The following is a 24,221-nucleotide window of genomic DNA, read 5'->3' on the forward strand; positions in this document are numbered from 1 at the left end:
CGACGGCTTCCCTCGGGAGGCGCCGACCCCAAGCCGAACCGATCCGCAGCGATCGGCCCGGCAGGAGATCCCTTCCGCCGACGGCGGCCGCTCGGCCGCCGCATCACAACGGAACCGAAAGTCATGCGCGAGCGACCGGCGGCCGGAGGGCGGACCGGGAGGAGCGCGACACGTCCACCGGAGAACCCTTGATGTCTCGAGCTCCCACCAAGAACGCCAAACTGATCGCCTGGGTCGAAGAGGTCGCTGCGCTGACCAAGCCCGACAGCATCTATTGGTGTGACGGTTCGCAGGAAGAATACGATCGCCTCTGCCAGGAACTGGTCGACGCGGGCGTGTTCACCCGCCTCAATCCGGAGAAGCGTCCGAACTCCTTCCTCGCCCGTTCCGCGCCGTCCGACGTGGCGCGCGTCGAGGATCGCACCTACATCTGCTCGAAGAACAAGGAAGACGCCGGCCCGACCAACAACTGGGCGGACCCGGACGAGATGCGCAAGACGCTCTCCGGTCTCTTCGACGGCTGCATGCGCGGCCGCACCATGTACGTCATCCCGTTCTCGATGGGCCCGCTCGGTTCCAAGATCGCCCACATCGGCGTCGAACTGACCGACAGTGCCTATGTCGCCGTCCACATGCGCATCATGACCCGCATGGGTCAGAAGGTGCTCGACGTGCTCGGCGACGACGAGTTCGTGCCGGCGGTCCACTCGGTCGGCGCCCCGCTCGCCGCCGGCGAGAAGGACAGCACCTGGCCCTGCAACGACACCAAGTACATCGTCCACTATCCCGAGACCCGCGAGATCTGGTCCTTCGGTTCGGGCTACGGCGGCAACGCGCTGCTCGGCAAGAAGTGCTTTGCGCTGCGCATCGCCTCGGTGATGGCGCGTGACGAGGGCTGGCTCGCCGAGCACATGCTCATCCTCGGCGTGAAGAACCCGCAGGGCGAGAAGACCTACGTCGCCGCCGCCTTCCCGTCGGCCTGCGGCAAGACCAACTTCGCCATGATCATCCCGCCCAAGGGCTACGAGGGCTGGGAAGTCACGACGATCGGCGACGACATCGCCTGGATCAAGCCGGACGCCATGGGTCGCCTGCACGCGATCAACCCGGAGAACGGCCTGTTCGGCGTCGCCCCGGGCACCAACGAGAAGTCCAACCCGAACGCGCTCGCCACGCTGCACGCCAACTGCATCTTCACCAACGTGGCGCTGACCCACGACGGCGACGTGTGGTGGGAAGGCCTGACCGACGAGGCGCCGTCGCACCTCATCGACTGGACCGGCCGGGAGTGGACCCCGGGCTGCGGCCGTCCCGCCGCGCACCCGAACTCGCGCTTCACCGCGCCGGCCTCTCAGGTGCCCTCGATCGACCCGGCCTGGGAAGATCCGGCCGGCGTGCCGATCTCGGCCTTCATCGTCGGCGGTCGCGTCTCCAAGGCGTTCCCGCTGGTGTTCCAGTCCTTCGACTGGGCGCACGGCGTCTACCTCGCCGCCACCATGGGCTCGGAGGCCACCGCCGCCGCCGTCGGCCAGGCCGCGATGCGTCGCGATCCCTTCGCCATGCTGCCGTTCTGCGGCTACAACATGGGCGACTACTGGGCGCACTGGCTGTCGATCGGCCGCTCGCTGCCGGAAGCGCCGGGCATCTTCCGCGTCAACTGGTTCCGCAAGGACGAGAACGGCAAGTTCGTGTGGCCGGGCTTCGGCGACAACATGCGCGCGCTCGAGTGGATCGTGAACCGCGTCAAGGGCCGCGCCGGTGCCGTCGAGAGCCCCTACGGCTGGGTGCCGCGCTACGCCGATCTGAACTGGAAGGGTCTCGACTTCCCGAAGGCGAAGTACGACGAGATCGTCAAGGTCGACCGTGAGAAGGGCCTCGCCGAGGCCGCCGATCAGGTCGCCCACTTCGCCCAGTTCGGCGACAAGCTGCCCAAGGAGATGGAACTCGAGCGCCAGCTGCTCGTCGCCCGTCTCGAGCGTTCGCCGCAGGTGTGGGAACTGGTGGCCTGATCCACCCGTCCGTCCGATCGGAGGCCCCGGAGGAACGACCCTCCGGGGCCTCGTCTTTTTCACCATGCCCGAAGATCGCACCCGCTGACGTCGGGGCGTCGCAGTTGGTCCGGGGGGCGTCGACTGATAGGGGTCTTGTGTCGTCCTCGATCGGGCGGGACGATGCGCGCGACCACGGAGCCGGGCTGCAGATGAATTCGGATACGCATCGATGACCAAGTCCACGGGGCGCGTCGCGACGATCGTCTTCGGCTACGTGGCCTGCGCGAGCGCGTGGATCTTCTTCTCCGACCGGATGTTGAGCTTCCTTCCCTCCTCGGTGGACGCCGCCTGGGCGGGCACCGCCAAGGGCATGCTCTTCATCGCCGTCACCGGCACGTTGCTCCAAGTCGTGCTCGGGCGCATCGCCGCCAGCGACGTCGAGAGCCCGGTCATCCGCAGGCGCGAGTACTGGACGCCACTGATCGCGGTGACGCTGGTGGCGGCCACGGTCCTGGCGGTCTTCCACCTCGTCTATCGTGCCGAGGTCGAGGGTGCTCGCGATCGGACACGGGAAGATCTGCGGATCGCCGCCCACATCGAGTCCAATGCCGCCATCGCCTGGCTCTCCGGGCGCGCCGGGGCGCTGCGCACCATCGCCGGTCTGCCGCTGGTGCGCATCGTCGCCCAGATCCCGGGCAACGCGCCGGCCAGCGCCTGCGCCGAGATCATGCGTCAGCGCGAACGCGGCTCCCGCGTCCTCGGTTTCGTCGACATGCGCATCCTGCGCGACGACGGCTCCTCGCCCTGCGGCTCGTCGGCGGCTCCGCGACCCGATCCGCTGCCCGACACCCCCGATGCCGCCGTGCGGCCGATCACTTGGATCGGTCGGGACGGCGGCCTGATCATCACGCTCGGTGCCCGCATCTCCGGTGGTCAGACCGGCGACACGCCGCTCGACGCGATGGTGGTCGCCGACATGCGGCTCGACGACACGCTCTTCGTCTTCCTGCGCACCCTGCTGTCGCCCGGCATCAAGGAGACGACGCTGCTGGTGCGGCGCGACGGCGACGAGTGGGTGACCTTCTTCGATCGCGAGCAGGCGATTCCGGTCGGCGGTGGCCAGCGCTTCACCGGGACGACCTTCGGCCGCGATGCCGCCACCGGCACGACCGCGATCACCACCATCACCTATCGCGACCGCCTCTGGCTCGCCGCCGCGACGCCGATCGCCGGGACCGACTGGCTCGCCGTCGCGGCGATCGAGGAATCGGCGGCTGCGAGCGATCTGCAGGTCCTGCTCTTCACCGCCGGCGCCTCGCTGGTGGTGGCCTTCGGCACCAGCATCGTCGTCGCCTTCCTGTTGTGGCAGCGCCAGACGGTGCGTGCCGCCCGCGCCGAACTCGAGCAGAGTCGTCGTGCCCAGGCGGCCGAGACGCTCTATCGCGCCACCTTCGAGGCGGTCGATCTCGGCATCGTCCATCTCGGCTGCGACGGCAGCTGGCTGCGCTCGAACCCGGCGCTGTCGCGCATCGCCGGCCGGCCGCCGGACGATTTCGGCCGGGTCGGCATTCGCGACGTGATGCCGGCCGACGACGCCGAGGCCGTCCTGCGTTCGCTGCGGCGGCTCGCCGCCGGCGAGGTCGAGACGATCTCGGCCGAGCGGCGCCTGCTGCGGCCCGACGGCACGATCGTGCCGATCATGCTCTCCGGTTCGGTGGTGCGCTCCTCCGACCCGCCCTATGTGGTCGCGACCGTCGAGGACATCACGCCGCGCCGTCATGCCGAGGTGCTGATCAAGCAGATCGAGGCGTCGCGCCGGCTGGAGGCGCTCGGCCGGATGACCGGCGGCATCGCCCACGACTTCAACAACCTGCTGACGATCATCTCCGGCAATCTCCAGCTGCTCGAGATGGCGCCGACCTCCGATCGCGCCCATGCCCTGATCGAGGCGGCGCTCAAGGCGACCGAGGCCGGCGCCAATCTCAACCAGCGGCTCGCCACCTTCGCCCGCCGTCGCCGGCTGGCGCCGGCCGAGACCGACGTCGCCGCCCGCGTCGGCGCGGTCGCCCTGCTGCTCGAGCGTACCGTCGGCCCCGACATCGTCATCCGCGTCGCCGCCTCGAGCGAACCGGCGATCGCGCTCGTCGACCCGACCGAGGTCGACAACGCCATCCTCAACCTCGCGCTCAATGCCCGCGACGCCATGCCCGCCGGCGGCACGATCGAGATCGAGACCTCGGTGGTGTCGCTGGTCGACGAGCCGGTGGTCGGCGAGGACCGGCCGCGCACCGGCGACTATGTGGTGATCCGCGTCTCCGACACCGGTGTCGGCATGTCGCCCGAGGTCCAGGCGCGCGCCTTCGACCCGTTCTTCACCACCAAGGAGGTCGGTCGCGGCACCGGTCTGGGGCTCGCGACGCTGCACGGCTTCGTGCGCCAGTCCGGCGGCTTCGTGCGGCTGACGAGCGAGCCGGGGCGCGGCACCACCGTGTCGATCCACCTGCCGCGCTGGGTCGGCACGACCAGCGGCGACGCGCTCGCCACGCGCGAGCCGCCGGCCGGTCGGGGCGAACGCATCCTGCTGGTCGAGGACCATCCCGACGTTCTGGCGATCACCCGCCAGCGCCTCGCCGCCCTCGGCTACGACGTCGTCGAGGCGGCCGACGCGGTCGTCGCCCTCGCCCGGCTCGAGGCGGGCGAGGCGATCGACCTCGTGCTGTCGGACGTCGTGATGCCCGGTGGCCTGTCGGGCCTCGACCTCGCCCGCCGTCTGCGCGTGAGTGGGCGGACGACGCCGATCCTGCTCACCACCGGCCACTCGCCCGAGATCGACGACCCCGGCGCCCGGCGCGAGACCGAGTTCCGCGTCCTGCGCAAACCCTACACCCAGTACGAACTCGCCGTGGCGATCCGCGCCGAGCTCGATCGAAGCGGCGGCGGCGCCGAGGCGTGAAAAGAATCGGTGCATGGTTTTCCACCGCGACCTCCTGACCGGGGCGGCGGCCTTTTCTTCCGCGACATGCATGGAATAGTGGCCGCCGATCCGGCCGTCGCGCGCGGCGAGTCGGCCCCTTCCCGCACGAGATCGAGGTCCCCATGACCGACGAACGCACCACCGGCTGGTTTCCGAAGTGGACACTGACGACCGCCGACCACGTGGCCCCCGACGAGCGCCTGCCCTGGACGCAGACGATGATCGCCGGCTTCCAGCACGTGGTCGCGATGTTCGGCTCCACCGTCCTCGCCCCGATCATCATGGGCTTCGACCCCAACGTCGCGGTGCTGTTCTCCGGCATCGGCACGCTGATCTTCTTCGTGATCGTCGGCGGCCGGGTGCCCTCCTACCTCGGCTCGTCCTTCTCCTTCATCGCGGTGGTGATCGCGGCCTCGGCCTATTCCGGCGCCGGCGCCAACACCGGCATGGCGGTGGCCCTCGGCGGCATCGTCGCGGCGGGCGTGGTCTATCTCGCCATCGGCCTGGCGGTGATGAAGGCCGGCTACCACTGGATCGAGAAGCTGATGCCCCCGGTCGTCACCGGCGGCATCGTCGCGGCGATCGGCCTCAACCTCGCGCCCATCGCCGTCAAGAACATGTCGGGCTCCGAGTTCGATCGCATGGTCGGCCTCGTCACCATCGTCGCGGTCGGTGCGGCGGCGGTCTACGCTCCCGGCGTGCTCCGCCGCATCCCGGTGCTGATCGGCGGCGCCGCCGGCTACCTCTTCTACGCGATCGGTGCCGGCGCCTTCGGCATGGGCAAGCCGATCGACTTCTCCGGCCTCGGCAAGGCCGACTGGTTCGGCGCGCCGCACTTCGTGACGCCGACCTTCGAATGGGGCGCCATGGCCCTGATCGCCCCCGTCGCGGTCATCCTGGTCGCCGAGAACCTCGGTCACATCAAGGCGATCGGCGCCATGACCGACCGCAACCTCGACCCCTACGTCGGCCGCGCCTTCGTCGGCGACGGTCTCGCCACCATCCTGTCGGGCTTCTTCGGCGGCACGGGTGTCACGACCTACGCCGAGAACATGGGCGTGATGGCGGTGACGAAGATCTACTCCACCATCGTCTTCGTGGTGGCGGCGGTGATCGCCATCCTGCTCGGCTTCTCGCCCAAGTTCGGCGCGCTGATCCTGACCATCCCGGTGCCGGTGATCGGCGGCCTGTCGGTGGTGATCTTCGGCCTGATCACGGCCACCGCCGGCCGCATCTGGGTCGAGAACCGGGTCGACTTCTCCAAGACCAAGAACCTGATCACCACCGCCGCGGCGGTGATCGCCGGCGCCGGCGACCTGACGCTCAAGCTCGGCGGCTTCACGCTGGGCGGCATCGGCACCGCCACCTTCGGCGCCATCCTCTTCTACGCCCTGCTCAACCGGAAGGGCCACGACGAGGACACCACGGCGATGCCGGCGCCCTGAGGCGGGCTGCGAGCGAACGACGGAAAGCGGCGGCGGGGGCGACCTCGCCGCCGTCGATCGTGCAGAGGTACGGAGCGACCCGATGACCACGGCCCTCGGCTACACGCTGATCCCCATTCTCGCGGCGATCCTCGGCGGGATCCTCACCCTGATCCGGCGGCCGTCCCACGGGGTCGTCTCGGCGATCCAGCACTTCGCCGCCGGCATCGTGTTCTCGGCCGCGGCGGTCGAGATCCTGCCGCACGTCAAGCATCAGGGCGCGATCTGGCCGATCGTCATCGGCGGTGGCCTCGGCACGCTCGCCATGCTCGGGCTGAAGGTCGTCGGCGAGCGGGTTCACGGCAAGGCCGGCCTCGTCTCGCTGATCGGCGCCGACATCCTGATCGACGGCGTCGTGCTCGGCCTCGCCTTCCGGGCCGGCGACAAGGCGGGTCTGCTGCTGACCGTCGCGTTGACCATCGAGATCCTGTTCCTCGCGTTGTCGGTCTCGGTCGAGCTCGGCGACGGCGGCAAGGCACGGCTGCGCGACGTGGGGACGACCGCGGCTCTGGCGTTGATGCTGCCGGTCGGCGTCCTCCTCTCGGCCCCGCTCGCCATGGCGTCGCCGGCGGTGGTGACGGGCGCCTTCGCCTTCGGCCTCGTGGCGCTGCTCTATCTCGTCACCGAGGAACTGCTGGTCGAGGCCCATTCGGTCGAAGACTCGCCCTGGGCGACCGGCCTGTTCTTCGTCGGCTTCCTGATGCTGCTGCTGCTCGAGGAAGCGATCTGAATCGGCGCAGCCGGCCGCCTCGCCTATGGCGCTTTCGCGCGCATTTCGCTATGAGAGGCCGCGAAATCCGCCGCGCGTCGGCGTGGTCGTACGAGGGTTGCCGCTTCCCATGCTCAAGAACCGGGTCATTCCCTGTCTCGACGTCAAGGACGGCCGCGTCGTCAAGGGCGTCAACTTCGTCGATCTGATCGACGCCGGCGATCCCGTGCAGGCCGCCGCCGCCTACGACGCCGCCGGGGCCGACGAACTCTGCTTCCTCGACATCACCGCGAGCCACGAGAACCGCGGCATCATCCTCGACGTCGTCCGCCACACGGCCGAGGTCTGCTTCATGCCGGTCACCGTCGGCGGCGGCATCCGCACGCTCGACGACATCCGCCGCCTGATGGAGGCCGGCGCCGACAAGGTGTCGATCAACACCGCCGCGGTGAAGGACCGCCAGTTCGTCGCCGACGCGGTACGTCAGGTCGGCGGCCAGTCGGTGGTCGTGGCGGTCGACGCCAAGCGCGTGTCGGAGCCGGGCGAGGCGCCCCGCTTCGAGGTCTTCACCCACGGCGGCCGCAACCGCACCGGCATCGACGCCATCGACTACGCCCGCGAGGTCGTGGCGCTGGGGGCGGGCGAGATCCTGCTCACCTCGATGGACCGCGACGGCACCAAGATCGGCTTCGATCTCGAACTGACCCGCATGGTCTCGGACGCCGTCACCGTGCCGGTGATCGCCTCCGGTGGCGTCGGCAATCTCGACCATCTGGTCGACGGCGTGCTGAAGGGCGGCGCCAGCGCCGTGCTCGCCGCTTCGATCTTCCACTTCGGCACCCACACGATCCGCGAGGCCAAGGAACACATGGCCCGCGCCGGCATTCCGATGCGTCTCGATCACTGAAAGCCGTGCCGCCGACGGCATTGCTTGCCGTTCGTGCCTCGCGAGGTCAAACCTATGTCGGACTTCACTCTTTCGACCCTCGAGGCCATCATCGCGGCGCGCGCGGCCTCCGACGACGACAAGTCGTACACCCGCAAGCTTCTCGGCCGGGGCATGCCCGTCTGCGCCAAGAAGCTCGGCGAGGAGGCGGTGGAGACGGCGCTCGCGGCCGTCGTCGGCAGTCGCGAGGAACTGGCGGCGGAGTCCGCCGACCTGCTCTACCACCTGCTGGTGGTGCTCAAGGCGGGCGGCGTCTCGGTCGACGACGTGATGACGGTCCTCGCGGGCCGCACCGGGCAGACGGGCCTCGAGGAGAAGGCCTCCCGCCCGAAGGATTGAGGGCGGACGGATCGCGGCGCGATCCGCCGACGAGGGGTCCGACGGATCGCGGTGCGATCCGCCCGGGCAAACAGCGGGAGCCTCCGTGCGCCCCGCAGGGGAAGGTCTCGGTGGACCAACGTTCGAACGCCCGTTCCCGCGGGGCCTCGCATCACGGCGAGGCGTCCTCCGGCGACTTCTCGCCCTATCGCCGCTTCGGTCGCGAGGAATGGGCGGGCCTGCGCGCCGACACGCCCATGACCCTCGACGAGACGGATCTGGTGCGCCTGCGCGGTCTCAACGATCCGATCAACCTCGACGAGGTCATGACGATCTACCTGCCGCTGTCGCGCCTGCTCTCGCACTATGTCGAGGCGACGCAGGAGCTCTTCCGCGTCACCGAGCGCTTCCTCGGCGGCGAGGGCTCCAAGGTGCCCTTCGTCATCGGGCTGGCCGGTTCGGTCGCCGTCGGCAAGTCGACCACGGCGCGTATCCTCAAGGCGCTGCTGTCGCGCTGGTCGTCGAGCCCCAAGGTCGATCTGGTGACGACCGACGGCTTCCTCTATCCGAACGCCGTGCTCCAGCGCGAAGGCCTGATGCGGCGCAAGGGCTTCCCCGAGTCCTACGACATCGGCGCGCTGCTCGAGTTCCTCGCCGCGGTCAAGGCCGGCAAGGCGGGCGTCGCCGCCCCGGTCTATTCGCATCTGGTCTACGACGTCATGCCCGACGAGCACGTGGTGATCGATCGGCCCGACATCCTGATCCTCGAGGGGCTCAACGTCCTGCAGACGTCGAAACTGCCGAAGAACGGCCAGGGCCTGCCCTTCGTCTCCGACTTCTTCGACTTCTCGATCTATCTCGACGCCGACGACGCCCTGCTCGAGTCCTGGTACGTCGAACGCTTCATGCGCCTGCGCGAGACCGCCTTCCGCAAGCCGGAGAGCTACTTCCACCGCTATGCGCAGATCTCCGCCGACGAGGCGCTGAAGACCGCGCTCGATCTGTGGACCAACATCAACCTGGTGAACCTGCACGACAGCATCCGCCCGACGCGCCCGCGCGCCGACCTGGTGCTGACCAAGGGAGCCGATCACCGCATCGTCTCGGTCGACCTGCGCAAGCTGTGAGGCGACCCGCGGCGGCGCCTCAGCGCGCGCTGCCGCCCATGGCGATCTGCGCCGCCGCCCGCTCCAGCCGCGGCAGGAACTGCTCGACCATCGTCTCCTCGCTGGTGCGTGCGGCCGAGGCCGAGAGGTTGATCGCCAGCCGCGCGTTGGCCGGTCGGCCGGGGATCGCCACGGCCAGCGACAGCACGCCGTAGTCGAGCTCCTCGTTGACCAGCGCGAAGCCGCGCCGCCGCACCTCGGCGAGGCGGGCGCGCAACTGGTCGCGCGTCGTCAGCGTGTTGGGGGTGAAGGCCTCCATCCGGCTCTCGCGCATGAAACGGTCGAACTCGTTCTGCGACAGCTGGGCGAGCATCGCCTGACCCATCGAGGTCGCATGGGCGGGGAAGCGCGTGCCGACCGAGAGCCCGATGCTCATCAGCCGGTGGCGGGCGGGCGAACGGGCGACATAGATGATGTCCGGCCCGTCGAGGGTCGCCGCCGAGGCGCTCTCGCCGAGTTCGCGCGTCAGATCCTGGAGGATGTCGCGCACCGTCTCGAGCTCGCTCATGCCCGAGAGATAGGAATTGCCGAGCTCGAGCACGCGGGCGGTGAGTTCGAAGTGCTTGCCGTCGGTCCGCGCATAACCGCTCTCCACCAGCGTGTGGAGGAAACGCCGCGCCCCGGCGCGGGTCATGCCCGTGCGCGCGGCAACCTCGGTGATCGTCTGGCGGCGCGCGTCGACGCCGAAGGAGCGGATGACATCGAGCCCCTTGGCGAAGGAGGCGACGGTTTCGATCCGGGGAGCCATGTCGAATACTCGTACGTCATGCGAACAACAGGACCGTTACATACCGTCGGCGGCCACGATCTGTCCAGTGGAGAGGCGCGACGCCTCCGCCTCGAGAGCGATTGCACCCGGGAGCGTGATACCGGATACTCCGCGCCGTCGAGCCGACATGGGAGCCGACCGGTGAACGACAAGCGCATCCTCGTCGTCGACGACGAATCGCAGGTCCGCACGCTGCTCAGGGAACTCCTGACACGCGAGGGCTTCGACGTGCGCGAGGCGGCCGATGGACGGGCCATGTGGGAAGCGCTCGGGGGCGGTTCGGTGGCGCTGATGACGCTCGACCTCAACCTCGCCGGCGAGGACGGTCTGGCGCTGGCCCGCGAGGTGCGCCGACGCTGCGACCTGCCGATCGTCATGATCTCCGGCAAGGCCGACGACGTCGACCGCATCGTCGGCCTCGAACTCGGCGCCGACGACTACATCACCAAGCCCTTCAATCTGCGCGAGGTGCTCGCCCGCATCCGCGCGGTGCTGCGCCGCTACCGGAGCGAACCGGCGCAGGACGCCCGCGCCGACACCGACCGCCGCACCTTCGACGGCTGGTCGTTCCACCGCGCCGAGCGCCGCGTCGTCGACCCGACCGGCACGATCGTCGACCTCACCACGGCGGAGTTCGACCTTCTCGCGATCTTCGTCGAGCGGCCGAAGCGGGTTCTGTCGCGCGACATGATCCTCGATCTCACCAAGGGCGCCGCGTGGTCGCCCTTCGATCGTTCGATCGACACCCAGATCGCCCGGCTGCGCAAGAAGATCGAGGCCGACCCCGAGGTTCCGACCCTGATCAAGACGGTGCGCGGCGTCGGCTACGTCTTCACCGCCGAGGTCTCGGCCGGCTGAGGCGCGGCGTGTCGTGCGACGGCACCGGCCAGAGCGCTCGCCAGTTCAACCCGCGAATAGGGTTTGCGCAGCACCGGCGGCAGGTCGCTTCCCTCGCTCCCCGACAGTTCCTCGGCAAAGCCGGTGGTCAGCAGCACCGGCAGGTCGGGACGCTCGTGCGCCAGCCGGCGCGCCAGATCGATGCCGCTCGACCCGCCGGGCATGACGATGTCGGAGAAGACGAGGTCGATCTTCTCGCCTTCGGCGAGCCGCTCCAGCGCCGTCCGGGCGTCGCCGGCCTGGATCACCGTGTAGCCGAGTTCCTCCAGGCGATGCCGCGTCACCTTGGCCACGCCGGCATCGTCTTCGACCGCCAGCACGACGAGACCCTCACCCCGCGCCATGCCGCCCGCTGCCCCGCCGACCGCCGTGCCGCTGCTCGACCCCGCGCAGGGCAGGTGGATGGCGACGCTCGTGCCGCGGCCCTGTTCGCTCGACAGCGTGACGAAACCGCCGGACTGCCGCACGAAGCCGTGCAGCGTGGCGAGGCCGAGGCCGGTGCCGCGCCCGATCGCCTTGGTGGTGAAGAAGGGTTCGAAGGCCCGCGCCCGGACGTCCTCGCTCATGCCGACGCCGTCGTCGCTGACCGTCAGCCGCGCGTAGCGGCCGGGTTTGGCGTGGAGCGGCAGGTCGGGTCCGTCGACGACGTCGACGCCGCGCACCTCGATCGCGACGTGACCGCCCTCCGGCAGCGCATCGCGGGCGTTGAACACCAGATTGAGCAGTGCCGTCTCGATCTCGGCCGCGTCGATGCGCACCAGACAGTCCGGTTGGGCCGAGACGTAGTCGACGGTGATGGTCTTGCCGACCGAGCGGCGGATCATGCCGATCATCTGCCCGACCCGGTCGCGCAGGTCGGTGACCACCGGCTCGAGCCGGCGCTGGCGGGCGAAGGTGGTCAGCCGCGCGTTGAGGTCGGTGCCCGCCGTCGTGGCGCGCAGCGCCTCCTCGAGCCAGCGCCGGCCGGCCTCGTCGTCGACGACGCTCTCGAGCAGCTGCAGATTGCCCGAGATGATCGTCAGCAGGTTGTTGAAGTCGTGGGCGATGCCGCCGGTCATGCGGCCGAGCGCCTCCAGGCGGCGGTTGGACTCGACCGCCTTGAGCGCCCGTTCCGCCTGCCGCCGCTCGGTGACGTCGGCGACGGTGCCCCAGATCTCGCGCGCATCGCCCTCGATCCGGCGCGGCCGCGCGGTGGCGACCAGCCAGCGCTCGCCCGATCCGTCCGGCCCGGCGATCTCGAGCTCCAGCGTTCGCGCCGCGGTCTCGTCGACGAGGTCGCGGGCGAGAGCCGGAAAGGCGTCGCGCCCCGGTGCGGTCAGTCGCGCGGCGATCGCTTCGACCGTCGCGGTCTCGTCGACACCGAACAGGACGCGGCTGCGTTCGTCACAGTGGATCTCGCCGGTGGCGACGTCCCACCACCACACGCCGAGACCGGCGGCCGCCAGCGTGTGGCGCAGTTCCGCGTCGCGCTCGGCGAGCCTGCGCTCGCCGCGCTTGCGCTCGGAGATGTCGGTCATGATCGCAACGCCGCCGACCACGTTGCCCGCGGCGTCGCGCAGCGGCGCACCGGAGGACAGAACCTCGATGCCGCTTCCGTCGGCGCGCCGCCGCAGGGCCTCGATCTTGACGCTCTCGCCGGCGGCGATGCGCGCGGTGACCCAGCGGCCGTCCTTCGGCTGGTCGGGAAACGACAGCCGCTCGATCGGCATGCCGATAGCCTCGGCTTCGGAATAGCCGAACATCCGCTCGGCCGCGTCGTTCCAGGTGAGGATGAGCCCCTCGCGATCGATCGTCATGATCGCGTCCGGCGACGAGCGCACCACCGTCGCCAGCCGGGCGTCGAGCCGCTGGGCGGCCAGTCGCTCGGAAATGTCGCGCATCATCACCGTGTACATCGTCCGGCCGGCCGTCTCGACCCGCGACACCGAGGCCTCGACCGGAATCTCACCGCCGTTCCTGTGGAGGATCGAGACGGCGAGGTCGCGTTTCCTGAAGTCCGACGATTCCTCGCGTTGCCGATGGTGGAAACGCAGCATGTGTCCGCCGCGCTCCCTGTCCGGGACCAGGGCCTCGAAGGTCCGGCCGATCATCTCGTCGGCGCTCCAGCCGGTCATGCGTTCGGCGGCGGCGTTGAACAGCAGGATGCGACCCTCGTCGTCGACCGAGACGATGGCGTCCATCGCCGAAGTGACGATCGAGACGAAGCGGGCGCGACTCTCCGACAGTTCGCGTTCGCGGGCGATGCGGTCGGTGATGTCGGAGAAGGAGACGACGACGCCGGAGACCTCCTCCTCGCCGGGACGGCGGATCGGATTGAAATTGACGAGGAGGCGCAGGATGCGACCGTCCACCGCCAGGCCGATCACCGTGTCCCAACAGGGTTGGCCGGTGGCCAACACCCGGGTCAGCGGGTGTTCGGCGATGTCCATCGGCTGGCCCCGGGCGTCGCGCACGTCCCAGTCGGCGACGCTGCGTTTCTCGGCGACGAGGCGTGCCCGGCTGCGCCCGAGAATGCGCTCGGCCGACGGGTTGCAGTCGAGCATCGCGCCGGTCGCGGAGAATTCGATCACGCCCTCGCGCAGCGATTCGACGATCGTCGCCTGCCGCTCCCGGCTCGAGGCGAGATCGAACGCATCGCCACGGCGCAGCGCCTCCTCGCGCAGCCGATCGAGCGCCGCCAGGACGGAAATCATCACGCCGGTGCCGAAGAAGATGCCGATCGAGATCCAGTCGTTGGGGTTCTCGACCGCGAATTCGTAGTAGGGCTTGACGAAGGCCCATGTCGCGAAGGCCGTCGACAGGACCGTCAGCAGCAGCCCACCCCACACGCCGACGAACAGCGCGGTGAAGGCCACGGCCGGATAATAGGTGATGAAGCGGGGTTGGCCGTCGGGGATCGCCATGCGCCCGAGCGTCGCGATCGCGCCGATCACCACGGTCACCAGGACGGCGAGAGCGGGGTCCGAACACGCCTTGCGGAACCGGCCCACGAGACGCCCGAGCCAACGGGCGGACCGACCGACGACGCCGTCTCGACCGTTGCCGTCAGGCGTAGCGGGCGCCATCCGTGCCTCCCCCGAGGGACATGCCCTCTCCTGCGCACTCGTCTCGTCGAGACCGCCGCTCGTCGCGTCCTTGTCGTGCGCCGAGAACTCAACCAGAAATTTCGATCTCTCGTCACATAATGTAACGCAACGTCGCGAACGCGGCAAACAACGGTGACGCAAGGCGTGTCTTGTGGCGGCATACGAGTTTTTCTTCGGATGACACCATGACGTATCGCAGCCAGAACACGGAAGGTTCGGCCGAAGCCGCCGTCGACCTCCACAACGGAATGTCGCGAACCGAGCGGGGGCGCCCCTCGCCCGGCCTGCGTCCGGGCGTTGCCGCCGCCGCGGCGGAAGAGGATCGCCTCGCGCGTATCGCCTCGCTGGTCTCGGGCAAGAGCGGCATTCCGGTCGATCTCGACGTCGACCGTGCCTCGATCTCCGAACTCGCGGCGCATTTCGGCGTCACTCTGCGCGCCCTGCGCTTCTACGAGCAGAGCGGTCTGCTCGAGCCGCGTCGCCGCGGTATGCAGCGCGTCTATTCGCGGCGCGATTTCCACCGGATTCGCCTCATCGTCGCCCTGCGCGCCTACGAGGCCTCGCTGCCGGCGATCCGTACCATCCTCGACCTGATCGACGGTCGTGCCGAAGAGGCCGCGGTGGTCGCTCGCCTCGAGGGCCTTCTGGTCGCCCTGGTCGGTGACGTGCGTGATCGCATCGCCGAACTGAACAATCTCGATCGCTCGCTTTCCGACGCCATCGGTCGCATCGGGGGCGCCGTCTGAGACGCGACCTGACGGCGGGGCGGCGCTCCGTCGCCCCGATCATCCATTCGGGGGCGAAGTGGATCGATGGACGATGTCACTTTCGGCATCACGCTGGCGGGGCGGTTCGACGACCTGACGCCGGCTGATCGCGAATTCCTGCAGTGGATCGCGCGATTTGCGGAGAACCTGCGACTGCTTCCCGCCGAGGACGCCGGGTTCTTCGCCGAACCGGTCCTCGAGGAGATCGCGCGTTTCCGCGCCCGTCTGCTCGCCGAGGGGAGGAACGAGGAACGCTCGCGGTTGCTGATCGGCGAGCTCGACCGCTTCGTCCGCGCCGTCGATCGCCTCATGTCACCGCCGCAGCGCCCGGTCGTCCTGCAGACGTCGTCGTCCGACGAGAGCCCCTGAGGCACCGAGGCCGCGACGCCGACGACATCCGTTCCACCGAACGCAAACGACACGAGGCGACGGAGCACCCGGCTCCGTCGCCTCTTTCGTCTCGTCCGTGGGCACGCGTGCCGGAGGCCGATCAGTCGAGCCCTTCGAACAGCACCGTCGAGAGATAGCGCTCGGCGAAGGACGGGATCACCACGACGATCTTCTTGCCGGCGTTCTCCGGCCGCGCGCCGACCGCCAGCGCCGCCGTCAGCGCCGCACCCGACGAGATGCCGACCGGAACGCCCTCGAGACGGGCGACCTCGCGCGAGGCGGCGACGGCGTCTTCGTTGGTGACGGTGACGATCTCGTCGTAGACGTGGGTATCGAGCACGCCCGGCACGAAGCCGGCGCCGATGCCCTGGATCTTGTGCGGGCCCGGCTGGCCGCCGGAGAGGACCGGCGAGGCCGACGGCTCGACCGCGATGATCTTCACGCCCGGCTTCTTCGCCTTCAGCACCTGACCGACGCCGGTGATGGTGCCGCCGGTGCCGATGCCCGAGACGACGATGTCGACGCCGCCGTCGGTGTCGTTCCAGATCTCCTCCGCGGTGGTGGCGCGGTGGATCGCCGGGTTGGCCGGGTTCTCGAACTGTTGCGGAATGACCGATCCGGGAATCTCGGCCGCGAGCTCCTGCGCCTTGGCGATGGCGCCCTTCATGCCCTTCGGCCCTTCGGTCAGGACGAGTTCGGCGCCGAGGAACTTGAGGAGCTTGCGCCGCTCGATCGACATGGTCTCGGGCATGACGAGGATCAGGCGATAGCCGCGGGCGGCCGCCACGAAGGCGAGCGCGATGCCGGTGTTGCCCGACGTCGGCTCGATCAGGGTGGTGCCTTCCTTGATCTTGCCCTCGGCCTCGAGCGCGTCGACCAGCGCCACGCCGATGCGGTCCTTGACCGAGGCGAGCGGGTTGAAGAACTCGAGCTTGGCGAGGATCTCGGCCTTCACGCCGTGCGCGGCGGCGAGCTTGTCGAGGCGGACCAGCGGCGTGTCGCCGACCGTTTCGGTGATCGAGGAATAGATGCGGCCGCGGCCGGGCTTCTTGTCGGACATGTCGGAACCTCGAACGATGGCGGGAGCGCCCGAGAGGAGCGCCATTGCCCGGACTCTAGCCGAGGACGCCCCGCCCCGACAGGCGTCGCCATGCCGAGTTGGCCATCACGATAGAAAAATTTTGCTCGCACATGGCAGTGAGGCGCAAAATGCGGCCCCTCGTCGCCGCCCGTCGGCCGGATCGCGAAAAGTCATTCCGGCAACGGGTGCCTCAGCGCCCGGTCGAGCCGAAGCCGCCGGCGCCGCGCGCCGTGTCGCCGACCGCGTCGACCGCGACCAGCTCCGCCCGCGTCACCGGCGCGGCGACGAACTGGGCGATGCGCTCGCCGCGGACGATGCGGAACGGCGCCTCGCCGAGGTTGACGAGGATCACCTTGACCTCGCCGCGATAGTCCGCGTCGATCGTGCCGGGCGCGTTGAGCACGGTGACGCCGTGCTTCAGCGCCAGACCCGAGCGCGGCCGCACCTGCCCCTCGTGACCCGACGGGATCTCGAGCACCAGCCCGGTCGGCACCAGCGCGCGGGCGCCCGGCGCCAGCACCATCTCCTCGCCTTCGGGAAGGGCCGCGACGAGGTCGAAGCCGGCGGCCTCCGCCGTCTGATAGGCCGGCAGGGGAAGGCCGTCGGCATGGGCGAGGCGCTGCACGCCGATGGTGATGGTGCGGGTCATGGAACGGGCTCTCGTCAGGCGCTGCCGATCAATATGCCGGTGAGGAACACCAGCGCGCCGCCCACCACGATCTGGAATGCCGCACGCAGGAAGGGTGTGTCCATGTATTTCCAGCGGATCCAGGAAATCGCCCACAGTTCGACGATCACCAGCACCACGGCGACGGCGGTGGCGAGCGCGAAGTCGGGGATGAGATAGGGCAGCGCGTGGCCGAGGCCGCCGATCATCGTCATCGCGCCCGAGGTCACGCCGCGGATCCACGGGGAGCCGCGGCCCGACAGCGCGCCGTCGTCGGACAGCGCCTCGGCGAAGCCCATCGAGATGCCGGCGCCGATCGAGGCGGCGATGCCGACCAGGAAGGTCTCCCAGGTCGAATGGGTGGCGAAGGCGGCGGCGAAGAGCGGCGCCAGGGTCGACACCGACCCGTCCATCAGGCCGACGAGCCCGGGCTGGACATACTGCAGCACGAACAGGCGATGCGCCGCCTCGTTCTCCTCCGCCTTCACGTCGGCCGGCAGATGGGTGAGGCCGAGGCGATGGGCGAGCGACAGATGCCCGCCCTCGGCCTCCGCCAGATCGCCGAGCAGCTTCCGCATGGCGGCGTCTTCGGTGCGCTTGGAGGCCTGCAGATAGAAGCGCCGCGAGGCGGCTTCCATCACCAGCGCTTCCTTGCGGATGGTCTCGAGGCTGAGATGCTTGGCGAGCCACGACGGCCGGCGATCGTAGAAGCCGGTGACGTTCTCGCGCCGGATCAGCGGGATGCGGTCGCCGAACTTCCGCGTGTAGAGGTCGATCAGCCAGTGTCGATGGGTGCTCTCCTCTTCCGACATCTCGTCGAAGACGGCGGCGGAGGCGGGATAGCGCTCGCGCAGCATGTCGGCATAGGCCTGATAGATGCGGCTGTCGTCCTCCTCCGCCGAGATCGCCAGTGCCAGGATCTCGCGCTCGTCGAGGTCGGAGAAGGGCCGCTTGCCGAAGCCGAAGATCGCCATGTCGTCCTCTCGCGGGTCGGCGACACGGCGTGTCGGTCCCGTTCGTCTGGATTGGAATCGTTCCAGACAAAATAGCAGAGGACGGCCGGGCGACCACCCCGCAGCCGCTGCGGCAGGCGCCGCCGCTTCACTTCACCGCGGCATTGCCGCCGTCGACCCAGAGGGAGGAGCCGGCGACGAAGCTCGCCATCGGGCTCGCCAGGAACAGCGCGGCCTGGGCGATCTCCTGCGGCGCGGCGATGCGCTTCATCGCATGCAGCCCCGCCGCCCAGGCCTTGTTCACCGCGTCGCCGGCCATCGGCGTGTCGGTGCCGCCCGGCAGCAGCGCGTTGGCGCGGATGCCGCGGGCGCCGTAGTCGGCGGTGATGCCCTTGACCAGACCGGCGAGCCCGGCCTTCGAGGCGGCATAGGCCGCCATGCCGGGCAGCCCGACGCTCGAGCCGACGAAGCTCGAGGTGAAGACGATCGAGCCGCCGCCGCGCGCCAGCATCGCCGGGATCTGGTGACGGGCGGCGAGGAACGCCGCCGTCAGGTTGGTGTCGAGCGTCTCGTGCCATCGGGCGGGCGAGACGTCGGCGAGCGGGGCGAACGGTCCGGACATGCCGGCATTGTCGAAGGCGACGTCGAGCCCGCCGAAATCCTCGATCGCGGTGGCGACGAGACGGGCGTGGAGCGCCTCGTCGCGGACGTCGCCGCAGACGAAGCCGGCCCGGCCGCCGCTCGCGCGGATCTCGTCGACGACGGTTTCGAGCGACGCCGCGTCGCGGGCCGACACGACGACCGCCGCACCCTGCGCGGCGAAGAGCCGCGCGGCGGCCCGGCCGATGCCGGACGACGCGCCGGTGACGATCGCGACCTTGTCTTCGAGAAGCAACATGGGGTCCTCCCGGGGCTGAGCTGCCCCCAGAAGACCGATGCGACCGCGCCGCGGCCACCCGATTTTCGACCGTACCCGTCGGATCGTCGCTTCGCGGCGCTTCGTCCCCGTCGGACGGGTTGCCCGATCGGGGGTCTCACGACTACCTTGCGCCACGCTCGGGTGTAGGGTGCCGAGCCGACGGACATGGAAGGCCTCGGGAGATCGCGATGACCAGGGATACGACGAAGAACACCGAAGCCGGCGTCGGACGCCGCGGCCTCCTCGGGCTGGGCGCCGCCGCGCTCGCCGGCGGCACGCTCGCCGCCCCGGCGATCGTCCGCGCCGACACCAAGCTCACCTGGAAGATGGTGACCTCCTGGCCGAAGAACTCGCCCGGCGTCGGCGTCAACGCCCAGCGCCTGGCCGATTCGATCACCGCCATGTCGGGCGGCCGCCTGACGGTGCAGCTCTTCGCCGCCGGCGAACTGGTGCCGCCGTTCGAGTGCTTCGACGCCGTCTCCTCCGGCGCCGCCGAGATGGCGCATGCCTCGCCCTACTTCTGGCAGGGCAAGGACAAGGCCTTCCACTTCTTCACCGGCGTGCCATTCGGTCTCTTCGCCAACGAGCACATGGGCTGGATCTGGTACGGCGGCGGTCAGGCGCTGTGGGAGAAGGCCTACGCCCCCTTCGGCGTGCAGCCCTTCTACTGCGGCTCGTCGGGCCCGCAGGCCGGCGGCTGGTTCCGCAAGGAGATCAAGACCGTCGACGACTTCAAGGGCCTCAAGATGCGCATCGCCGGCCTCGGCGGCGAGGTGCTGCGCCGGCTCGGCGTCAACGTCGTGTTGCTGCCGCCGGGCGAGGTGTTCCAGGCGATGCAGTCGGGCACGATCGACGCGGCCGAGTGGATCGGCCCGTGGAACGATCTCGCCTTCGGTCTCTTCCGCGTCGCCAAGAACTACTACATGCCGTCCTTCTTCGAGTTCGGCCCGGCGCTGGAGCTGATGGTCAACAAGAAGCTCTACGACGAGCTGCCGCAGGACCTGAAGGACATCGTCAAGCGCGCCGCCTTCGCCTCCGCCGCCGAGAGCTACGCCGACTTCAGCTATCACAACGTGACGTCGCTGAAGCCGCTGCTCGAGAAGGAAGGCGTCCAGGTCCGCACCCTCTCCGACGACATCGTCAAGGTGCTGGCCAAGGAGACGGTCGCGGTGATGCAGGAGATCGCCGCCGCCTCGCCGATGGCCAAGGAGACTTGGGAGAGCTTCGAGGCCTATCGCAAGCAGTGCGTGACCTATGCCCGCGTGATGGATCTCGCCGCCTACCAGATGCGCGACGTCGGCGAAGGCTGAGATCGCGCGGGCGAACTGCGAAGACGCGACGGGCGCCCTCGGGCGCCCGTTTCGCATTTCGGCGGGTTCGACGAACCGGTCCACCGGTCGGGTGGCCTCACGCCCCCGGCGCGGCCGGCGGCAGGGCGGCGGCGGTGCGGGAGACCGGACAGCCGGCCTTGCGGCAACCGTCGCGCTCGCAGGCCCGGCAGGTGCGCTCGGCGCCGTCGGCATCGAGCACGCTCGCCTCGAGCAGGCGGTCGAGGATCGGTCCGAGCGCGGCGCGTTCGGCCTCGTCGAGGCACGCGAGCAGCCCGTCGACCACCGACAGACGGCGTTCCTGGAACTGCGCGGCGCGGCGCTTGCCGCGTGCCGTCGCCTCGACCTTGACCTCGCGCCCCTTGCGCGACAGGCGACGCACCAGCCAGTCCTTCTCCAGCCGATCGATCAGCCGGACGGTGGCGGAATGGGTGAGGCCGATGGTCTTCGCCACCTGCTGGATGGCCAGCGGACCTTCCTGACGGATGGCCTGCAGGGCCGCGACGGCGCTCGCCGACAGCTCGTCCGTGTCGGCATGGACGGCATCGTCGATGGCGGTCGCGAGCGCAGCGAGACGGTTGGCGAGAACTGTTTCCGGCATGGGCACAATGCATGGCATGCCGGGCCGACGGGAGCAACGGTCGATTCGGTGGTGGAAGCGCGAAAAAACGGCGCCGACATGGCGAATCGTCGATTTGATCGGCGCGTGGTGAACACGACCCTTCGAGAGCGCGGCGCGTCCGTTTTCCTCAACGGAAGACTTCGTCCGGATAGGCCCCCCAGACGCGACCCTGTTCGATCCATCCCCGGGCGCCCGAGGCCTGGATTCGACACCACCGGCCCGTGCATTCGGCGACGTCGACCAGGACGCCGGGACCGATCTGGGCGACGATCGGCGCGCTCGCTTCCGCCGCCTGACGGATCGGCGTGGTTCCCGTCTTCTCCCAGGGGGCGACGAGGGCGGTGCGTTTGCCCGAGAGCAGGGTCTTCTGCACCCAGCCTTCGGCGCCCTCGCTGTCGCGGATGCGCAACCAGACGTCGAATTCCTGGGTGATCTCGACGGGTACGCCCGGTTTGACGAAGGTCCAGGCGACGTCGTGGTCACGGCTCGGCCCCATGCGGACGTTGACCGGGCTCGACTTGGTCGAGGCGAAACGCGGCAGCGGCAGGCCGCTCGGACCGATCTGCTGCGACTGGGCCGACGCGCCGTCGGCGAGCACGAGGGAACTGGCCAGCGCCACGGCGGCGGCGACCGTCGCCGCACCGAGGGCGCGACGGGCCCGCGCTGCGGTCTCGTGCCAGGACCGCGACGAAAGGTAGGTTCCACGACGAATTGTCATTTGCGAGGCTTCTGATAGAGAGAACGAAGGACCCGACGCTTCGCCACCGAGTGTGGGAGCGGCGCGGTTAACGAGCCATCAACGATCGGCGACGATGGTCGCGCGGAAGATGGTCGCGGGCGAGCGAGGTTCGAGCGCGATCGCACCGTCGTCGGGGCGAAGCCCCACGGTCGACGATCGCGAGAAGAACGGAAAAAATGGGCGGGAGCGTGAGTACCATGACGAAGAGCAAACCCTCGGTGATCGTCACCCGCCGGCTGCCCGACGTCATCGAGACGCGGATGCGGGAACTCTTCGACGCCCGCCTCAACGTCGAGGACCGTCCCTTCACCCAGGCCGAACTGGTCGAGGCGGTGAAGACCTGCGAGGTTCTGGTCCCGACCGTGACCGACACGATCGACGCCGCCGTCATCTCCCAGGCCGGACCGCAGCTGCGCCTCATCGCCAATTACGGCAATGGTGTCGACAACATCGACGTGCAGACCGCGCTCAACCGCGGCATCACCGTCACCAACACCCCCGGCGTCCTCACCGAGGACACCGCCGACATGACCATGGCGCTGATCCTCGCCGTGCCGCGCCGCATGGCCGAGGGCATCGCGGTGATGCAGTCGGGCGAATGGGGCGGCTGGTCGCCGACCTGGATGCTCGGCCACCGCATCAACGGCAAGCGCCTCGGCATCATCGGCATGGGCCGCATCGGCCAGGCCGTCGCCCGCCGCGCCAAGGCCTTCGGCATGTCGATCCACTACCACAACCGTCGCCGCCTGCCGGCCTCGGTCGAGGAGGGGCTGGACGCGACCTGGTGGGAGAGCCTCGACCAGATGCTCGCCCGCATGGACGTCGTCTCGATCCACTGCCCGCACACGCCGGCGACCTACCACCTGCTCTCCGCTCGCCGCCTCAAGCTGCTGCGCGCGGATGCCTATGTGGTCAACACCGCCCGCGGCGAGGTGATCGACGAGAACGCGCTCGCCCGCATGCTGGATGCCGGCGAGCTCGCCGGTGCCGGTCTCGACGTGTTCGAGCACGAGCCGGCGGTGAACCCCAAGCTCGCCCGCTCGAGCCGCGTCGTGCTGTTGCCGCACCTCGGTTCGGCGACCCTCGAGGGCCGCATCGACATGGGCGAGCGGGTGATCATCAACATCAAGACCTACCAGGACGGCCATCGCCCGCCCGATCGCGTCCTGCCCTCGATGCTCTGAGGTCGGTCGTCCGACCTCGCCCGGAGATGCCGATGCGCCGCGCCGTTCAGATGTCTCTCGCCCCGCTCGCCTTCGTCGTCGCCGCGACGGTGGCCGCCGCGCCCGCCGTCGCCCAGCCCAAGCCGCCGCAGACCGACTTCTCCGGCCTGCCGGAAAAGCTCTCGGGCGACGAGATCAAGGCGAACTGGTTCGACGGCCGCAAGGTGCTGGCCATCTCGCCCGACGGTGCCCAGTTCGAGATCGTCTTCACGCCCGACGGCAAGTCGAGCCGCACCCAGATCGGCGCCAAGCGCGCCAAGGCCACCTCCGGCTTCTGGCGCGTCATCGCCGAGGGCTATTGCTCGCGCTGGACCGGCAACAATCGCGAGAAGTGCTTCAACGTGCGCAAGAGCCCGGAAGGCAACGACGTCGTCGTGCGCTTCGGGCAGCAGGTCGTGGCCACCTGGCGGCGCCCCTGAGGCCCGCCGGTCCGCGTAGCGCCACCGCAGGGGGGAGGGAGCGCCGATGGCGGAACATCGACCGAAATATCGTCGGGCCCTGCCCGAGGACCGCCGCGACGATCTCGTGGCGGCGACGCTGCGCTGCCTCGCCAAATGGGGCCATGCCGGTGTCTCGGTGCGCCGCATCGCGGTCGAGGCGGGCGTCTCCGCCGGCCTCGTCAACCACCATTTCGACGGCATCGAGGCGCTGGTCGCCGCCGCCTACGAGAAGGTCTCGCGCGACGTCATGGCGGCGATTCTCGCCCGTGTGGAGCCGGTCGTCGGGGCGCGCGCCCGTCTCTCCGCCTTCATCGAGGCGAGCTTCTCGCCCGCCGTGCTCGATCCGGCGCTGCTCCGTGTCTGGGTGGTGTTCTGGTCGCTGCTGCCGCACGTCGACGTGCTGAAGGGGATCCAGAAGCGCACCTGGGTCGACTACCGCCGCACCCTCGAGGTCGAGCTCGCCGCCTGCGTGCCGTCGGGCCGCAGCCTCGACGTCGAGCGCGTCGCGCTCGGGCTCGCGGCGCTGATGGACGGCCTGTGGCTGCAGTGGTGCCTCGATCCCGGCTGCTATGCCGCCGAGGTCGGGGTGGCGCTCGCCGAGCGTTTCGTCGACGACGCACTGGTTGCCACCCGTCAAGGATGACGTCGCCGGCGGGCGGCATTTTTGAAGTATCGGAGCCGTTTCGGGGTGTTTTCGCTCCGTTCACGGAACCGTGATGCTTGCAACCCGCGAAGTGCTTTGGCACAGTCGC

General features: G+C 69.6%; 22 protein-coding genes. 14 read left to right on the top strand and 8 right to left on the bottom strand.

The annotated features are described in order from the left end of the window. Positions 1-41 precede the first annotated feature (41 nt). The 7 genes from ACT541_RS04670 to coaA all read left to right on the top strand — a co-directional run bounded on the left by ACT541_RS04670 (position 42) and on the right by coaA (position 9,549). A complete protein-coding gene (locus tag ACT541_RS04670; RefSeq protein ID WP_476136032.1) occupies positions 42-2,009 on the top strand; it encodes a phosphoenolpyruvate carboxykinase (GTP) in 1,968 nt (655 codons plus the stop codon). A 211-nt stretch (positions 2,010-2,220) separates the two neighbouring features. Next, positions 2,221-4,944 (top strand): ATP-binding protein, encoded by a 2,724-nt coding sequence (locus tag ACT541_RS04675; RefSeq protein WP_476134653.1) that lies wholly within the window; start codon positions 2,221-2,223, stop codon positions 4,942-4,944. Positions 4,945-5,087: 143 nt separating this feature from the next. Then, entirely contained in the window at positions 5,088-6,410 is a 1,323-nt protein-coding gene (locus ACT541_RS04680; protein ID WP_476134655.1) for a solute carrier family 23 protein, read from the top strand. An 82-nt stretch (positions 6,411-6,492) separates the two neighbouring features. Further along, complete coding sequence (locus tag ACT541_RS04685; protein WP_476134656.1) at positions 6,493-7,179, top strand: ZIP family metal transporter; 687 nt, start codon at positions 6,493-6,495, stop codon at positions 7,177-7,179. A gap of 109 nt (positions 7,180-7,288) precedes the next feature. Beyond that, complete coding sequence (gene hisF / locus ACT541_RS04690) at positions 7,289-8,065, top strand: imidazole glycerol phosphate synthase subunit HisF (protein WP_476134658.1); 777 nt, start codon at positions 7,289-7,291, stop codon at positions 8,063-8,065. Between the two features lie 54 nt (positions 8,066-8,119). Next, complete coding sequence (locus ACT541_RS04695; protein ID WP_476134660.1) at positions 8,120-8,443, top strand: phosphoribosyl-ATP diphosphatase; 324 nt, start codon at positions 8,120-8,122, stop codon at positions 8,441-8,443. A 110-nt stretch (positions 8,444-8,553) separates the two neighbouring features. Then, positions 8,554-9,549, top strand: coding sequence for a type I pantothenate kinase (gene coaA, locus ACT541_RS04700; RefSeq protein ID WP_476134662.1), 996 nt, complete (start codon positions 8,554-8,556; stop codon positions 9,547-9,549). 19 nt (positions 9,550-9,568) lie between these two features. Here coaA and ACT541_RS04705 read toward each other — a convergent pair whose 3' ends face one another. Next, the gene (locus ACT541_RS04705) at positions 9,569-10,336 is read right to left on the bottom strand and encodes an IclR family transcriptional regulator domain-containing protein (protein ID WP_476134664.1); all 768 of its coding nucleotides are present in this window, start codon (positions 10,334-10,336) and stop codon (positions 9,569-9,571) included. A gap of 162 nt (positions 10,337-10,498) precedes the next feature. Here ACT541_RS04705 and ACT541_RS04710 point away from each other — a divergent pair, with 162 nt between their 5' ends. Beyond that, the gene (locus ACT541_RS04710) at positions 10,499-11,215 is read left to right on the top strand and encodes a response regulator (RefSeq protein WP_476134665.1); all 717 of its coding nucleotides are present in this window, start codon (positions 10,499-10,501) and stop codon (positions 11,213-11,215) included. Here ACT541_RS04710 and ACT541_RS04715 read toward each other — a convergent pair. Beyond that, positions 11,182-14,319, bottom strand: coding sequence for a PAS domain S-box protein (locus ACT541_RS04715; protein ID WP_476134667.1), 3,138 nt, complete (start codon positions 14,317-14,319; stop codon positions 11,182-11,184). The genes ACT541_RS04710 and ACT541_RS04715 overlap by 34 nt on opposite strands. 206 nt (positions 14,320-14,525) lie before the next feature. Here ACT541_RS04715 and ACT541_RS04720 point away from each other — a divergent pair, with 206 nt between their 5' ends. Beyond that, positions 14,526-15,086, top strand: coding sequence for a MerR family transcriptional regulator (locus tag ACT541_RS04720; protein WP_476134668.1), 561 nt, complete (start codon positions 14,526-14,528; stop codon positions 15,084-15,086). Positions 15,087-15,152: 66 nt separating this feature from the next. Next, entirely contained in the window at positions 15,153-15,476 is a 324-nt protein-coding gene (locus ACT541_RS04725) for a hypothetical protein (RefSeq protein WP_476134670.1), read from the top strand. A 121-nt stretch (positions 15,477-15,597) separates the two neighbouring features. Here the strand turns inward: ACT541_RS04725 and cysK are convergent, their stop codons facing one another. From cysK to ACT541_RS04745, 4 genes are all read right to left on the bottom strand, one after another. After that, positions 15,598-16,557, bottom strand: a complete 960-nt coding sequence (gene cysK, locus ACT541_RS04730) for a cysteine synthase A (RefSeq protein WP_476134672.1) — start codon at positions 16,555-16,557, stop codon at positions 15,598-15,600. A gap of 211 nt (positions 16,558-16,768) precedes the next feature. Next, a complete protein-coding gene (gene dut, locus ACT541_RS04735) occupies positions 16,769-17,227 on the bottom strand; it encodes a dUTP diphosphatase (protein WP_476134674.1) in 459 nt (152 codons plus the stop codon). 14 nt (positions 17,228-17,241) lie between these two features. Further along, complete coding sequence (gene mbfA, locus ACT541_RS04740) at positions 17,242-18,219, bottom strand: iron exporter MbfA (RefSeq protein ID WP_476134675.1); 978 nt, start codon at positions 18,217-18,219, stop codon at positions 17,242-17,244. A 127-nt stretch (positions 18,220-18,346) separates the two neighbouring features. After that, positions 18,347-19,096, bottom strand: a complete 750-nt coding sequence (locus ACT541_RS04745; protein WP_476134677.1) for an SDR family oxidoreductase — start codon at positions 19,094-19,096, stop codon at positions 18,347-18,349. Positions 19,097-19,305: 209 nt separating this feature from the next. Between ACT541_RS04745 and ACT541_RS04750 the strand changes: the two genes are divergently transcribed. Continuing rightward, positions 19,306-20,427 carry a TRAP transporter substrate-binding protein gene (locus tag ACT541_RS04750; RefSeq protein ID WP_476134679.1) on the top strand — a complete coding sequence of 374 codons (1,122 nt, stop codon included), beginning with the start codon at positions 19,306-19,308 and terminating at the stop codon, positions 20,425-20,427. Positions 20,428-20,524: 97 nt separating this feature from the next. On the opposite strand, the gene ACT541_RS04755 is transcribed toward ACT541_RS04750, so the two are convergent. Together ACT541_RS04755 and ACT541_RS04760 are read right to left on the bottom strand one after the other, a co-directional pair. Further along, positions 20,525-21,046 (bottom strand): MarR family winged helix-turn-helix transcriptional regulator, encoded by a 522-nt coding sequence (locus tag ACT541_RS04755; protein ID WP_476134681.1) that lies wholly within the window; start codon positions 21,044-21,046, stop codon positions 20,525-20,527. Positions 21,047-21,194: 148 nt separating this feature from the next. Beyond that, positions 21,195-21,785, bottom strand: a complete 591-nt coding sequence (locus ACT541_RS04760; RefSeq protein WP_476134682.1) for an SH3 domain-containing protein — start codon at positions 21,783-21,785, stop codon at positions 21,195-21,197. 218 nt (positions 21,786-22,003) lie between these two features. Here ACT541_RS04760 and ACT541_RS04765 point away from each other — a divergent pair, with 218 nt between their 5' ends. From ACT541_RS04765 to ACT541_RS04775, 3 genes are read left to right on the top strand one after another with little or no spacing between them, the layout of a single operon-like run. Further along, positions 22,004-22,990 (top strand): 2-hydroxyacid dehydrogenase, encoded by a 987-nt coding sequence (locus tag ACT541_RS04765; RefSeq protein ID WP_476134684.1) that lies wholly within the window; start codon positions 22,004-22,006, stop codon positions 22,988-22,990. Between the two features lie 32 nt (positions 22,991-23,022). Then, the gene (locus tag ACT541_RS04770) at positions 23,023-23,448 is read left to right on the top strand and encodes a hypothetical protein (RefSeq protein WP_476134685.1); all 426 of its coding nucleotides are present in this window, start codon (positions 23,023-23,025) and stop codon (positions 23,446-23,448) included. Positions 23,449-23,494: 46 nt separating this feature from the next. Then, positions 23,495-24,112, top strand: a complete 618-nt coding sequence (locus ACT541_RS04775) for a TetR family transcriptional regulator C-terminal domain-containing protein (RefSeq protein ID WP_476134687.1) — start codon at positions 23,495-23,497, stop codon at positions 24,110-24,112. Positions 24,113-24,221 lie beyond the last annotated feature (109 nt).

This window comes from Pinisolibacter sp. DMC100, assembly GCF_056313705.1.

Excerpts from the sequence above, each read along its gene's own strand:
- ACT541_RS04675 (WP_476134653.1), top strand. The coding sequence starts at position 2,221 with ATGACCAAGTCCACGGGGCGCGTCGCGACGATCGTCTTCGGCTACGTG.
- ACT541_RS04680 (WP_476134655.1), top strand. The coding sequence starts at position 5,088 with ATGACCGACGAACGCACCACCGGCTGGTTTCCGAAGTGGACACTGACG.
- ACT541_RS04685 (WP_476134656.1), top strand. The coding sequence starts at position 6,493 with ATGACCACGGCCCTCGGCTACACGCTGATCCCCATTCTCGCGGCGATC.
- hisF (WP_476134658.1), top strand. The coding sequence starts at position 7,289 with ATGCTCAAGAACCGGGTCATTCCCTGTCTCGACGTCAAGGACGGCCGC.
- ACT541_RS04695 (WP_476134660.1), top strand. The coding sequence starts at position 8,120 with ATGTCGGACTTCACTCTTTCGACCCTCGAGGCCATCATCGCGGCGCGC.
- ACT541_RS04705 (WP_476134664.1), bottom strand. The coding sequence starts at position 10,336 with ATGGCTCCCCGGATCGAAACCGTCGCCTCCTTCGCCAAGGGGCTCGAT.
- ACT541_RS04715 (WP_476134667.1), bottom strand. The coding sequence starts at position 14,319 with ATGGCGCCCGCTACGCCTGACGGCAACGGTCGAGACGGCGTCGTCGGT.
- ACT541_RS04720 (WP_476134668.1), top strand. The coding sequence starts at position 14,526 with ATGACGTATCGCAGCCAGAACACGGAAGGTTCGGCCGAAGCCGCCGTC.
- ACT541_RS04725 (WP_476134670.1), top strand. The coding sequence starts at position 15,153 with ATGGACGATGTCACTTTCGGCATCACGCTGGCGGGGCGGTTCGACGAC.
- cysK (WP_476134672.1), bottom strand. The coding sequence starts at position 16,557 with ATGTCCGACAAGAAGCCCGGCCGCGGCCGCATCTATTCCTCGATCACC.
- dut (WP_476134674.1), bottom strand. The coding sequence starts at position 17,227 with ATGACCCGCACCATCACCATCGGCGTGCAGCGCCTCGCCCATGCCGAC.
- mbfA (WP_476134675.1), bottom strand. The coding sequence starts at position 18,219 with ATGGCGATCTTCGGCTTCGGCAAGCGGCCCTTCTCCGACCTCGACGAG.
- ACT541_RS04745 (WP_476134677.1), bottom strand. The coding sequence starts at position 19,096 with ATGTTGCTTCTCGAAGACAAGGTCGCGATCGTCACCGGCGCGTCGTCC.
- ACT541_RS04750 (WP_476134679.1), top strand. The coding sequence starts at position 19,306 with ATGACCAGGGATACGACGAAGAACACCGAAGCCGGCGTCGGACGCCGC.
- ACT541_RS04755 (WP_476134681.1), bottom strand. The coding sequence starts at position 21,046 with ATGCCGGAAACAGTTCTCGCCAACCGTCTCGCTGCGCTCGCGACCGCC.
- ACT541_RS04760 (WP_476134682.1), bottom strand. The coding sequence starts at position 21,785 with ATGACAATTCGTCGTGGAACCTACCTTTCGTCGCGGTCCTGGCACGAG.
- ACT541_RS04765 (WP_476134684.1), top strand. The coding sequence starts at position 22,004 with ATGACGAAGAGCAAACCCTCGGTGATCGTCACCCGCCGGCTGCCCGAC.
- ACT541_RS04770 (WP_476134685.1), top strand. The coding sequence starts at position 23,023 with ATGCGCCGCGCCGTTCAGATGTCTCTCGCCCCGCTCGCCTTCGTCGTC.
- ACT541_RS04775 (WP_476134687.1), top strand. The coding sequence starts at position 23,495 with ATGGCGGAACATCGACCGAAATATCGTCGGGCCCTGCCCGAGGACCGC.